This is a genomic window from Candidatus Binataceae bacterium, from assembly GCA_035500095.1.
Taxonomy (GTDB): Bacteria; Desulfobacterota; Binatia; order Binatales; family Binataceae; genus JAKAVN01.
Genome location: DATJXN010000135.1, coordinates 44,054 through 56,803 on the forward strand (window position 1 = coordinate 44,054; position 12,750 = coordinate 56,803).

The following is a 12,750-nucleotide window of genomic DNA, read 5'->3' on the forward strand; positions in this document are numbered from 1 at the left end:
GCGATGGCGGTAATCCCGAAGTTCGTGGGCGAGCGCATCAAGCGGCGCGAGGACCCGCGGCTCATCCAGGGCCAGGGTATCTACGTCGACGACGTACGACTGCCGGGGATGCTGACCGCGGTAGTCCTGCGCAGTCCCCATGCGCACGGGAAGATAAATTCGATCGACCTTGGCGCGGCGCGCCGCGCGCCGGGCGTGGTCGCAGTGCTTTCCGGCGAGGATTTGAAGAACAAGATCGGCACGCTGCCGTGCGTGGCGCCGGCCGAACGGATTCCGTTTCATCCCGTGCTCGCAATCGGCAAGGTGCGCTACGTCGGCGAGCCCGTGGCGGTCGCGATCGCGAGCGACGCCTACCGCGCACAGGACGCGCTCGACCTGGTCGAAGTGGACTATGATCCACTCGACGCAGTGGTCGATCCGGAAAAGGCGAGCGCCGACGGCGCTCCCATCCTGCATGACGAATTCGCCACCAACGTCGCGCTCAAGATGGAAGTCCCCTCGCCCGCGATGGACGAGGCGATGCGCAACGCGGATAAGGTGGTGCGCTTCAGGATCGTCAACCAGCGTCTCGCGCCGATTCCGATGGAACCGCGCGGCGTCGTCGCACAGTGGAACCCGGGCCAGCGCTACCTGACGGTATGGTCGTCAACCCAGATTCCGCACCTTTTGCGCTCGCGCCTGGCCGAGATGCTCAAGCTCGGCGAAAACCGCGTCCGCGTGATCGCGCCCGAGGTCGGCGGCGGCTTCGGATGCAAGCTCAACGTGTACGGCGAGGAAGCCCTGACCGCCCATCTTTCGATGCTGCTCGGCAAGCCAGTCAAATGGATCGAGCGGCGGCGCGAAAATATCGCGGGCACGACTCACGGCCGCGACCAGATCACCTACCTCGAAGTGCCGGTCAGGAAAGATGGGATCGTGCTCGGAATCAAGGCGCGCTTCATCTGCGACATGGGCGCCTACCTCCAGTTGCTGACGCCCGCGATACCCGGATTCTCGGCCCTGATGATGACCGGATGCTACAAGATTCCGGCGATGAGCTTCGAGCAGGTCATGGTCTTCACCAACAAGATCGCGACGGACGCCTATCGCGGCGCCGGCCGCCCCGAGGCCTGCTTCATCGCCGAGCGCGTGATGGACGTCGTCGCCGGCGAACTCGGGCTCGATCCGGCCGAGGTCAGACGCAAGAATTTCTTCTCGAAAGACAGCTTTCCCGCTACCACCGCGGCGGGACTGGTTTACGACTCGGGCGACTATGCGCAGGCGCTGGACAAGGCGCTCGCGATGGTTGACTACAAGAAGGTCCGCGCGGAGCAGGAGGCGGCGCGCAAACAGGGCCGCTACATCGGAATCGGACTCGCCTCGTACGTCGAAATTTGCGGAATCGGGCCGTCGGCGATGCTACCGCCGAAGCTCCAGGGATGGGAAAGCGCGACGGTCAGGGTCGAACCGGACTCCAAGGTGACGGTTCTGACCGGCGTCTCTCCGCACGGGCAGGGCCAGGAGACCACCTTCGCGCAACTCGTCGCCGACGCGATAGGGATCGACATCGACGACGTCAACGTGGTGCACGGCGACACCGCGATCGTGCAGTACGGCGTCGGCACCTTCGGCAGCCGCGCCACGGCGCTCGGCGGAACGGCGCTGATGATGGCGGTCGGCAAGGTGCAGGAGAAGATGAAGAAGATAGCCTCCACCATGATGGAGGCGCCGCCCGAGCAGCTGGTCTTCAACCAGCGCACGATCGCGCTCGCCAGCGATCTGAGCAAATCGATTCCGCTTCAGCAGGTCGTGACCGCCGCCTACGACTTCAAGCAGCCGATTCCGGGGCTCGAGCCCGGTCTCGACGCGACCAGCTTTTTCGAGCCGACCGGATGCACGTTTCCGTTCGGCACCCATGTCGCGGTGGTCGAAGTCGATCCCGAAACCGGCGCGGTCAAGTTTCTCCGCTACATCGCGGTCGACGACTGCGGCAAGATGATCAGCCCGCTGCTGGTCGAAGGCCAGATTCACGGCGGTATCGCGCAGGGTATCGCGCAAGCTCTTTACGAAGAGGTCGTGTACGACGAAAGCGGACAGCTGATCACGGCGACGCTGATGGACTACGCGGTGCCCAAGGCCGACATGCTGCCGCACTACGAACTGGGCTCGACCGTAACACCGTCGCCGCTCAACCCGCTGGGCGTCAAGGGCGTCGGCGAGGCCGGAACGATCGGATCGACGCCCTGCGTGGTCAACGCGGTGCTCGACGCGCTGAGCCCGTTCGGCATCACGCAACTCGACATGCCGCTTCGACCGGAAAAAATCTGGCGCGCGATCAAGGCCGCAAAAAAGAGCTAAAACCATGTACCCCTCAGAATTCGAATACCATCGCGCCGCTTCCGTGAAGGAGGCGCTGGGCCTTATCCAGCAGTATGGCGACGAAGCCAAGCTCATCTCGGGCGGCCATAGCCTGCTGCCGATCCTGAAGTTGCGCCTGGCGCAGCCGCGCCATCTGGTCGACATCGCGCGCATCGCCGAACTCGCCCAAATCGTCGAACAGGGCGGCCGCATAACCGTCGGCGCGGCCGTGTCTCATCGTGCGGTCCACACCTCGGATCTGTTGCGCGACAAGCTCGGATTGCTGGCCGAATGCGCCGGCAATATCGGCGACGTTCAAGTGCGCAACCGCGGCACGATCGGCGGCAGCCTCGCCCATTCCGACCCGGCGGCCGATTACCCGGCGGCGGTGCTCGCGCTCGAGGGCGCGGTGCGGCTCGATAGCGCCGCGGGCGCGCGCGCGGTCAAGGCCGCGGATTACTTTATCGACCTGATGACGACCGCGATTCAGCCGGGCGAGATTCTGACCGCGGTCAGCTTCGCGCCGCTGCCGGCGGGAGCCGGTTTCGCCTATCTCAAGCATCGCCAGCCCGCTTCGGGGTTCGCGATGGTCGGGGTCGCCGCGTGCCTCACGCTCGACAAGAGCGGCAAATGCCAGGGCGCGCACGTCGGGATAACCGGGCTCGGAGCCAAGGCGTTTCGCGCCCATGCGGTCGAAGACGCGATCAACGGCAGGACGCCTGACACAAAGGCGCTCGCGGATGCCGCGGCGCACGCGGCGGACGGAGTCGATCCGCTGGCCGACATCCACGCTTCTGCGGATTTTCGCGCGGAACTCGCGCGCGTTTACACCCGCCGCGCGCTCGCGAGCGCAGTCGCGCGCGCCAAACCCTGAGGACGTTTCGCAGGAGTTGCGGATCAACAATTCGACATGAAAATCGCCGGAGAACAAACGCTCTCAGCGCCGCGCGACCGCGTATGGGCGCTGTTCAACGATCCCGAACGGCTCTCGCGCCTGATTCCGGGATGCGAAAAGCTCGAAGTGATCAGCCCGACCGAGTTCGCCGGCACGCTCAACGTCGGTATCGCTGCGGTCAAGGGCGTCTATGCCGGCAAGCTCAAGCTCGACGAAGTGCGTCCGCCAGAGCACTACAAAATGAACGTCGACGGCAAAGGCAAGCAGGGTTTCATGCGCGGATCGGGCACGCTCGACCTGGTAGCCAAGGGTCCCAAAGAAACCGCGGTGACTTATGGCGGCGACGTTCTGATCGGTGGTCCGCTGATGCAGGTTGGCCAGCGCGTTATCGACAGCGCGGCCAAGATGCTGATCGGACAGTTCTTCGCCGCGGCCGAGGCCGAGTTGAAGGCCGAAGCGGCGGGCACGGTCGCGCGCCAGGGCTTCCTGATCAATTTCTGGCGCTACCTGATGCGCCTCGTTCGCTCGCTGTTTTCGCGGAGCTAGGGCGCTCGGATACCTGAGGTGCGCGGGCAGCGCGGCGGCAGAGCGCAGGCCCTATTCTCCGGCGATCGTCATTTCTGAAATCTTCAGCGTCGGGGCGGCCGTCGAAGAGCGCCAGACGAGATCGTTGCCGATCATTTCGATCGACATGAACATGTCCTTCAGATTGCCGGCAATCGTGATCTCCTGCACCGGGTAGGCAAGCTCGCCGTTCTCGATCCACATCCCGCCCGCGCCGCGCGAGTAATCGCCAGTAACCGCGTTGACGCCGAACCCGATGAGTTCCGTCAGGTAGAGCCCGTTCTTGACGGTGCGGATCATCTCCTCGGGCGAATACACGCCGGGCTGCAGGTAGAGATTGGTCGGGCTGACCGAAGGCGCGTCGCCCACCGAACGCGCGGCATTGCCGGTCGAGGAGAGGCCGAGCCGCCGCGCCGAGTATGTATCGAGCAGATAGGTCTTGAGCACGCCGCGATCGACCACGCTCTTGCGCGTGACCGGCAGGCCCTCGCCGTCGAACGGCTTGGAGCCAAGCCCGCCGCGCATCGTGCCGTCGTCGATAATCGTTACGCCGCCCGCGGCGATTTCCGTATCCAGCCGCCCGACCAGGAACGACGCGCCGCGATAGAGCGACGGCCCCGACGCCGCGCCCGCCAAGGCGCGGATAAGGCTCGCCGCCATGTCGGGATCGAACACGATCGGCACGCGCGTGGTTTTTATCTTGCGCGCACCGAGCTTTCTGAGCGCCCGTTTGGCCGAGGTCAGCCCCACCGACTCAGCATCTTCGAGGCCGTCGAAGCGCCGATGCTGCGTGTACCAGTGCCCGGTCTGCATCGCGCCGTTTTCCTCCGCGATAGGCGCGACGGCGAAGCCGTAGCTGGTGCCCTGGTACTCGCCGGTGAAGCCCTGACTGTTCGCGAAGACCACGCGGTAGCGGCCGGAGTCGAACTCAGCGCCGTCCGAGTTCTTGATTCTGCGGTCGGCGCCGAGCGCGGCGCGTTCGGCCTTGCGCGCGATTTCGAGCGCGCGGTCGGCGTCGATAATTCCGCTCGTGAGATCGGAGAGTTCCAGCTCCGGCAGGACCCGCGGATGCAGCGACGGCTCGGGCAAGCCGGACCACTGGTCGGAAGCGGTCAGGCGCGCAAGGCGCACCGTATCGGCGACGAACTCGCCGAGCGCCTTGCGCTCGAACTCGGCGGTCGACGCCGTGGCCGACGATTTTCCGACGAACACGCGCACGCCGAGCCGGCGCTCGCGCGAACTCTTGAGCTTCTCGACCTCGCCCATGCGCACGCCGGCGCTCAGCGATTCGCCGCTCGCAATCAGGACCTCGGCGGCGTCTGCGCCAGCGGCGCGCGCCTGCTCGAGGCTCCACTCAGCGAGCTCGATCCCGGGTTCAACCGATGACATCTGCGATATCTCTCCGTCCGCCGCCGGGTCCGCGTCAGGAGCGCGTGCCGCCGACCGTTATCGAGTCGATGCGGATCGTCGGCAGGCCCACGCCGACCGGCACCGATTGGCCATCCTTGCCGCACACGCCGACGCCCGGATCGAGTTCGAGGTCGTTGCCCACCATCGTCACGCGCGTGAGCACGTCGGGGCCGCTGCCGATGAGCGTTGCGCCTTTGACCGGGCGCGTCACCTTGCCGTCCTCGATCAGGTAGGCTTCCGAGGCCGAGAACACGAACTTGCCGTTGGTGATATCGACCTGTCCGCCGCCGAAACTCACCGCGTAGAGCCCGTTGCGCACCGAACGGAGAATTTCCTCGGGCGTCGAATCGCCGGGCAGCATGAAGGTATTGGTCATCCGCGGCATCGGGCTGTGCGCGAAACTCTCGCGCCGTCCGTTGCCGGTCGGTTCCATCTTCATCAGCCGCGCGTTGAGGCGGTCCTGCAGGTAGCCGCGCAGGATCCCCTTCTCGATCAGCACGGTGCGCGAGGTCGGCGTTCCCTCATCGTCGATATTGAGACTGCCGCGGCGGTTGGGAATCGTGCCGTCGTCGACCACGGTGCAGAACTCGCTCGCCACCCGTTCGCCGATACGGCCCGAGAAGGCCGAGGTGCGCTTGCGGTTGAAGTCGCCCTCGAGCCCATGCCCGATCGCCTCGTGCAGCAGGATCCCGGGCCATCCCGGGCCCAGCACCACCATCATTTCTCCCGCCGGCGCGTCGACGGCGTCGAGATTGACGATCGCCTGGCGCGCCGCCTTGAGCGCATGCTCGCGCCATCGATCGCCCTCGAAGAAAAACTTCCACTCCACCCGTCCGCCGCCGCCCGAGCTTCCGGACTGGCGGCCCTTGCCGTCCTCAGCGATGACCATCACGTTGAGGCGGCAAAGCGGCTGCACGTCGGCGGCTATCCGTCCCTCGCTGTTGACCACCATCACGATCTTGCGCTCGGCCGCGAACGAGGCCATCACGCTCTTGACCCGCGGGTCGAATTCGCGCGCTACGCGATCGATCTCGTTGAGCAGCTTTGCGCGCTCTTCCAGCGGCACCTCGAGCGGCGTGCTCTCGAGCTCGTACAGCGCGTGACGCGCCACCGGGCGGCCGACCTGCACCGCCGCGGGCACGTCGCCACCGCCGTGCGCGATCGCGCGCGCGGCCTCGGCCGCAAGACGCATCCGATCGACCGTGACCTCGTCAGAGTAGGCGTAGCCGGTGCGGTCTTCGGCGCAGACGCGCACACCGACGCCGTGGCTCAAACTCTTGCTCGTGCGGTTGACGATCGAGTCTTCAAGGCTAAGCCCCTCGGCGCTGCGGTACTCGAAATAAAGATCGGCGTAGTCCGCCTTGCGCTCCAGCGCGGCGCCGAGCGTGCCTTCGAGCGCGCTCTCGGTCATCCCGAAGCGGCTCAGGAAGAACTTGTCGGGCTTAATCAATTCGTTGGCCATTCGCGCACTCCACGGGACGAAACGATCATAACTTCGGGTCGAGTCTAGCAGAGCGAAAGCGCCTTCGGCACGTTGGCGCCGGAGGTTTGCCGATGGTGGCGGGTTTGCGGCCGCCTTCGGATGATTTTCGACGCTTTGTGACGCGCTGCCTACGGGCGGACGGCGGCGATGTTTGCATGAAACAGCGGCGAAGCCGGGGCGGCTACGGTGCTGTTTTGTACCGGAATCGGGATATTCGCCCGGTTCTAGCCGGCGGCAGCCGCGGCGCGCCGCTCGCCGCCGTGCTGATGCTCGCGGGTGTCAGGCTTGCGCCGCTTCTTGCGCGGCGCGGCGGCTTCGGAAGCACCGGTAAATTCGATCACCGAGATCGACGCGGCGTCGCCGCGGCGCACGCCATACTTGATGACGCGGGTGTAGCCGCCCGGACGCTCCTTGAAGCGGGGCGCGATCTCGTCGAACAGCTTCTTGACCGCGCCGTGGGACCCCAGAAACGCGTAGGCCCGGCGATGCGCCGCGAGGTCGCCACGCTTGCCCAACGTCACCATCCGGTCGGCCCAGCGCCTGAGTTCTTTGGCCTTGGCGTCCGTGGTCTTGAGCCGCCCGTACTGGATGAGGCTCAGGACGAGGTTGCGCATCAGGGCTTTGCGATGGGCCGAGGTGCGATTGAGCTTGCGGCCCGAGTTAAGGTGACGCATCTATCGTTGCTCCAGCGTTGCTCCAGAGGTACGCTCGCGCGGCGCTCTTCAGGCCGACTCGCGCCGCTCCTGCTCGGCCCACATGCGGTCGAGCTCGTTGCGCGGCGGCAGGTTGTCCAGTCGCATCCCGAGCGAGAGACCCATGTCAGTCAGGACCTCCTTGATCTCGTTGAGCGACTTGCGGCCGAAGTTCTTGATCTTGAGCATGTCCTGCTCGGTGCGCTGGACCAGTTCTCCGATGTATTTGATGTCGGCGTTCTGCAGGCCGTTGAAGGCGCGCACCGAAATCGGCAGCCCCTCGACCGGGCGGTACAAATACTCGTTGAGCATCGGCCGCGGCTCGCCGCCCTCGACGGCGATCGGCGCCTCGGCCTCTTCCTCGACGCCTGCAAAGATCGTCATCTGGTCGCGCGCCACTCGCGCCGCATAGGTCAGCGCGTCGCGCGGCGAGATCGAGCCGTCGGTCCAGATCTCCAGCACCAGGCGGTCATAGTCGGTGCGCTGACCGACACGCGCGTTGGTAACGGTGAAATTGACCTTCTTGATCGGCGAATAGACGGCGTCGAGCCGAATCGTCCCGATCGGCTCTTCGTCCTCGGTGCGCTCGGCCGGCGCGTAGCCGCGTCCGCGCCGGATCACCAGCTCCATCTCCAGTTCCGCGCCCTTCTCGAGCGTCGCGATATGCTGGTCCGGCGTGAGCACTTCGAGGCTGGGGCCGCCAGTGATGTCGCGCGCGGTCACCGTACCCTCGCCGCGCGCCTTGAGCGTGGCGGTCAGATGCTCGCCTTCGTGAAGGCGCAGGCGCACCTCCTTGAGATTGAGGACAATATCGGTCACGTCCTCCTTGACGCCCGCCACGGTGGAAAATTCGTGCAGCACGTTTTTGATCCGCACCGCGGTAATCGCGAAGCCAGGCAGCGAGGACAGCAGGATGCGGCGCAGGCCGTTGCCTATCGTGATGCCGTAGCCGCGCTCCAGCGGTTCGGCGAAGAACCGTCCGTAGGTCGGGGTCAGTTCCTTTTCGTCGAACTCGACAGCCTTCGGCTTAATTAGATCCCGCCAATCATTGTGCATATCCGATCGCTCTTCTCCGGAATTTTTTTTCGCCCCCACCCCATCGCCGTCCGCCGCGCGGCCGCGCACGCTCAGCGCGAGTAGTGCTCGACGATCAATTTCTCGCTTACCGGCATCGTCAGGTCGGCGCGCGCCGGCAGCGCGCGCATCGAGCCGCGGAACTGATCCCGCTCAAGCGCGATCCACGGCGGCACGCCGCGGCGCTGCGACATCTCGATTGCCTCAACAATCACCTTTTTCGTGCGGCTGCGGTTGGCCACGCTCACCATCTCGCCCACGTCCAGCAGATAGGAAGGCACCGTAACCGGCTTGCCGTCCACTTCAATATGGCCGTGGCGCACGACCTGGCGCGCCTGCGCAAGCGAACTGGCAAACCCGAGCCGGTACACCATGCTGTCGAGCCGGCGCTCCAGCAGCACCAGCAGGTTGTCGCCGGTGACGCCGGGCATCCGCTCGGCCATCTCGAAGTAGTGCTTGAACTGGGTCTCCATTAAACCATAGATCCGCCTGACTTTCTGCTTCTCGCGCAGGCGAATCGCAAACTCGGAGAACCGCGTGCGGGCCTGTCCGTGCGCACCGGGCGGATAATTGCGCCGCTCGATCGCGCATTTGTCCGTGTAGCAGCGCTCGCCCTTCAAAAAGAGCTTGAGCCCCTCGCGCCGGCACAACCGGCATACCGCTCCCAGGTACCTTGCCACCCTTGTTCTCCTAAACGCGGCGCCGCTTGGGCGGCCGGCATCCGTTGTGCGGGATCGGAGTCACGTCCTTGATCGAAATGACCGAAAGGCCCGCCGCCTGCAGCGCGCGCACCGCCGACTCGCGTCCTCCGCCCGGGCCCTTGACGTACACCACCACCGCGCGCATTCCGACGTCGCTGACCTTGCGCGCCGCGGCCTCTGCCGCCATCTGCGCGGCGAACGGCGTGCCCTTGCGCGATCCCTTGAAGCCGACCGATCCGGCGCTCGCCCATGCCACCACCAGACCCTGCTGGTCCGCGATGGTGACGATCGTGTTGTTGAAGGTCGCATGCACGTGCGCGACGCCCTCGGGCACCGTGCGCCGCGTGCGCCGCCGCCGCGGCGCAGGCGCCGCCGCAGCCGCAGCGGGTGCTCCAGGAGCCGCCGCGGGCGCGCCACCCCCTCCGGCGGATTTTTCAGCGCCCCCGGACGGCTCGGCGCCGCTCTGGGTCTTTCCCGCCGCGGGCCTCGTTTCCTTGTTTTCGTCAGCCATCAGGCTTGCTTGCTCTCCTGCGCTTGGACCGATATTTCAGGCCGATAGGTTGTGCCACGAATTTTCAATCGGCGGATATCCTGTCCGACTCCGCCCTAACCCTTGGAGGGCGCCTGTTTTTTGCCCGCCACGACCTTGCGCGGGCCCTTGCGCGTGCGGGCGTTGGTATGTGTCCGCTGGCCGCGCGCGGGCAAACCGCGCCGATGACGGATACCGCGGTAGCATCCGAGATCCATCAGCCGCTTGATCGATTGCTGCACTTCGCGCCGCAGGTCGCCCTCGACCTTGTACTTCTCGTCGATAACGTTGCGGATGCGCACTTGCTCGTCGGCGCCCAGGTCGTCGCTGTTGCGCGCCGAATCGACTCTGGCCTCGGCCAGGATCTTCAGCGCCGCGCTGCGGCCGATTCCATAGATGTAGGTAAGCGCGACTTCCATCCGCTTGTGATGCGGCAATTCAACTCCCGCGATACGTGCCATGCGACGACTCTCCTTGTTCCCTGTTTTCCCCGGTTTCCCCGTAAGATGCGCTCAGCGCGGCTCAGCCCTGGCGCTGCTTGTGACGCGGGTTCGAGGAACACAGGATGCGCACCACGCCCTGGCGGCGCACAACCTTGCAATTCTTGCAAATCTTCTTAACTGAGGCCCTGACTTTCATCGCATTTTGTCCGCTTCGCTGTGCGGCCGTTTCCCTGTTTCAAGCCTTTCTGTCCAGTCGTTGTGCCCGAATTCCTAGCGCATCCGATAAGTGATGCGCCCGCGCGTCAGATCGTACGGTGACAATTCCACGGTGACCCGGTCGCCCGGCAGGATCTTGATGTAGTGCATGCGCATCTTGCCTGAAATATGGGCCAACACCCGATGTCCGTTCTCGAGCGACACCCGAAACATCGCGTTGGGGAGCGCTTCGAGCACCGTGCCCTGTACCTCGATCGCGTCTCCCTTAGACATGCGCCACTTCGCTCAAAATCTGCGGCCCGCGATTCGTTATCGCAATCGAATGCTCGAAATGCGCCGACAGCTTTCCGTCGGCGGTCACTGCCGTCCAGCCGTCGTCCAGGATGCGCAGTTCGGCCGTTCCCTGGTTGATCATCGGCTCGATCGCAAGCGCCATCCCTTCCTGCAGCCGCGGATTCGGCATTCCGCGCCGCACATAGTTCGGCACCTGCGGCTCCTCGTGGAGGCTTCGCCCGATACCGTGGCCGGCGAACTCGGTCACGACCGAAAAGCCCGCGCTCTCGGCGGTATGCTGCACGGCGCGCGCGATATCGCTTATCCGGTTGCCGACCTGCGCCTGCTCGATCCCCGCATACAGCGCCTCGCGCGTGACGCGCAGCAAGTGCTCGGCCTGATTGGAGATCTTGCCGACCGGGACAGTGCGCGCCGCGTCGCCGTAAAAGCCCTGATAAACCACGCCGAAGTCGAGTCCCACGATATCACCCGGCCGCAGCCGCCGGCCCGACGGGATGCCGTGAACGATCTCCTCGTTTATCGACACGCAGAGCGTCTTGGGATACACCACGTTGTGCGGCTTGTATCCCTTGAACGCCGGCCGCGCCCCCTTGCGATAGGTCAGCTCCTCCGCGAGCCGGTCGAGCTCGTCCGTAGTGATCCCGGGTTTGACCGCACCCGCCAGCTCTTCGAGGATTTCGGCCACGATCATGCTCGCCCTATGCATCAGCGCGATCTCTTCGGAATTCTTGAGATGGATCACGCCGTTTAACCCTTCGTCGCCGCATCGGCCCGCCCGAGCGCGTTGACAATGCGTTGCTGAATTTCCTCGGGCCGTCCGATGCCGTCGATCTGCGCGAGCTGGCCCGACCGTTCGTAGTACTCCAGCAGCGGCCGCATCGTGGCGGCGAAAACCTCAAGGCGCATCCGCACCGTATCTTCGGCATCGTCGTCCCGCTGGTAGAGCTCGCCGTTACAACTGTTGCACAGGCCCTGATTGCGCGGCGGATCGTAAATCAGATGGTACATCGCGCCGCAGCTCTTGCAGGTGCGCCGCCCCGAGATGCGCTTAACGATTTCGTCATCAGGTACGATTATAGCAATTATTTTGTCGAGCCGGGCGCCGCGCTCCTGCAGGAACGCGGACAACGTCTCGGCCTGCGCAACCGTGCGTGGAAAACCGTCCAGGATGAAGCCGGACGCCGCGTCGGGCTGCTGCAACCGCTCCTGGACGAGCTTAAGCACCAGCTCATCGGGGACCAGCGCGCCCTTGTCCATGTGGCGCTTGGCCTCGAGGCCGAGCGCAGTGCGGTTGCGCACCGCCGCCCGCAGCAGATCGCCGCTTGCCACCTGCGGCACGCCCAGACGCTTCTCGAGCATCCTTGCCTGCGTGCCCTTGCCCGCACCGGGGCCGCCCAGCAATACGATCCGCACCGCTCCTACCTCCCTCTGGGGGACTTGATGCGGCCGCGGCCCATAAAGCCCTCGTAGTTGCGGGTCAGCAGATGGGTTTGCATCTGGGCTACCGTGTCGAGCGCCACGCCGACCACGATCAACAGCGCGGTGCCGCCGAAATAGAACGGCACATTGAAGCGCTGGATCAGCAGCGTCGGCAGGACGCAGATGATGCTGACGTAGATGGCCCCGAAGAGCGTTATCCGCGACAGCACCCGATCGATGTACGCGGCGGTGGTGCGTCCGGGCCGGATGCCGGGGATGAAACCGCCGTACTTCTTCAGATTGTCAGCGACGTCGACCGGATTGAAGGTGACTGCCGTATAGAAATAACAGAAGAAGACGATCAGCACCACGTACACGACATCGTAGACCCATCCCCCCGGCGTGAGCAGCGACGAATAGTTCTTGGCCGCGGGCAGGAACGTCGCCACAGTCGCGGGAAAGACCAGGATCGACGATGCGAAAATCGGCGGAATGACGCCGGCAGTGTTGATTTTGAGCGGGAGGTGCGAACTCTGGCCGCCATAGACTCGCCGTCCGACGACGCGCCGCGCGTACTGAATCGGAATCCGCCGCTGGCCGGTTTCGACGTACACGATGAATCCGGTCACCCCGACCACAATCAGAAGGATGAGGATGAGCACGAACAGGCTCATCTCGCCCTCGCGCACGAAC

Annotated in this window: 13 protein-coding genes and 2 pseudogenes; 3 read left to right on the forward strand and 12 right to left on the reverse strand. The window is 65.1% G+C overall.

The window, feature by feature from the left end; translation table 11 throughout:
- Positions 1-3 precede the first annotated feature (3 nt).
- From VMI09_15195 to VMI09_15205, 3 genes are read left to right on the forward strand one after another with little or no spacing between them, the layout of a single operon-like run.
- On the forward strand, positions 4-2,337 hold the full coding sequence (locus VMI09_15195; GenBank protein HTQ26034.1) for a xanthine dehydrogenase family protein molybdopterin-binding subunit: 2,334 nt from the start codon (positions 4-6) through the stop codon (positions 2,335-2,337).
- 4 nt (positions 2,338-2,341) lie between these two features.
- Positions 2,342-3,211 (forward strand): xanthine dehydrogenase family protein subunit M, encoded by an 870-nt coding sequence (locus tag VMI09_15200; GenBank protein ID HTQ26035.1) that lies wholly within the window; start codon positions 2,342-2,344, stop codon positions 3,209-3,211.
- 36 nt (positions 3,212-3,247) lie between these two features.
- Positions 3,248-3,778 carry a carbon monoxide dehydrogenase subunit G gene (locus tag VMI09_15205; protein HTQ26036.1) on the forward strand — a complete coding sequence of 177 codons (531 nt, stop codon included), beginning with the start codon at positions 3,248-3,250 and terminating at the stop codon, positions 3,776-3,778.
- A gap of 51 nt (positions 3,779-3,829) precedes the next feature.
- Here the strand turns inward: VMI09_15205 and VMI09_15210 are convergent, their stop codons facing one another.
- The 12 genes and pseudogenes from VMI09_15210 to VMI09_15265 form a co-directional block, all read right to left on the reverse strand.
- Positions 3,830-5,185, reverse strand: coding sequence for a metallopeptidase TldD-related protein (locus tag VMI09_15210; protein ID HTQ26037.1), 1,356 nt, complete (start codon positions 5,183-5,185; stop codon positions 3,830-3,832).
- Positions 5,186-5,219: 34 nt separating this feature from the next.
- Positions 5,220-6,668 (reverse strand): metalloprotease TldD, encoded by a 1,449-nt coding sequence (tldD, locus tag VMI09_15215; protein ID HTQ26038.1) that lies wholly within the window; start codon positions 6,666-6,668, stop codon positions 5,220-5,222.
- 350 nt (positions 6,669-7,018) lie between these two features.
- Positions 7,019-7,363, reverse strand: a pseudogene (gene rplQ / locus VMI09_15220) (50S ribosomal protein L17).
- Positions 7,364-7,411: 48 nt separating this feature from the next.
- On the reverse strand, positions 7,412-8,437 hold the full coding sequence (locus tag VMI09_15225; GenBank protein ID HTQ26039.1) for a DNA-directed RNA polymerase subunit alpha: 1,026 nt from the start codon (positions 8,435-8,437) through the stop codon (positions 7,412-7,414).
- 71 nt (positions 8,438-8,508) lie between these two features.
- Positions 8,509-9,135, reverse strand: coding sequence for a 30S ribosomal protein S4 (gene rpsD, locus VMI09_15230; protein ID HTQ26040.1), 627 nt, complete (start codon positions 9,133-9,135; stop codon positions 8,509-8,511).
- Positions 9,136-9,145: 10 nt separating this feature from the next.
- Positions 9,146-9,511: pseudogene (gene rpsK / locus VMI09_15235) on the reverse strand (30S ribosomal protein S11).
- 251 nt (positions 9,512-9,762) lie between these two features.
- Entirely contained in the window at positions 9,763-10,146 is a 384-nt protein-coding gene (gene rpsM / locus VMI09_15240; GenBank protein HTQ26041.1) for a 30S ribosomal protein S13, read from the reverse strand.
- 61 nt (positions 10,147-10,207) lie between these two features.
- Positions 10,208-10,324, reverse strand: coding sequence for a 50S ribosomal protein L36 (gene rpmJ, locus VMI09_15245; protein HTQ26042.1), 117 nt, complete (start codon positions 10,322-10,324; stop codon positions 10,208-10,210).
- A 74-nt stretch (positions 10,325-10,398) separates the two neighbouring features.
- Positions 10,399-10,617 (reverse strand): translation initiation factor IF-1, encoded by a 219-nt coding sequence (gene infA, locus VMI09_15250; protein ID HTQ26043.1) that lies wholly within the window; start codon positions 10,615-10,617, stop codon positions 10,399-10,401.
- Entirely contained in the window at positions 10,610-11,380 is a 771-nt protein-coding gene (gene map, locus VMI09_15255) for a type I methionyl aminopeptidase (GenBank protein ID HTQ26044.1), read from the reverse strand. The genes infA and map overlap by 8 nt, the downstream gene beginning before the upstream one ends.
- Positions 11,381-11,385: 5 nt before the next feature.
- Positions 11,386-12,051 (reverse strand): adenylate kinase, encoded by a 666-nt coding sequence (locus VMI09_15260; GenBank protein ID HTQ26045.1) that lies wholly within the window; start codon positions 12,049-12,051, stop codon positions 11,386-11,388.
- 5 nt (positions 12,052-12,056) lie between these two features.
- A partial coding sequence (locus VMI09_15265) for a SecY family transport protein (GenBank protein ID HTQ26046.1) occupies positions 12,057-12,750 on the reverse strand: 694 nt, incomplete at its 5' end.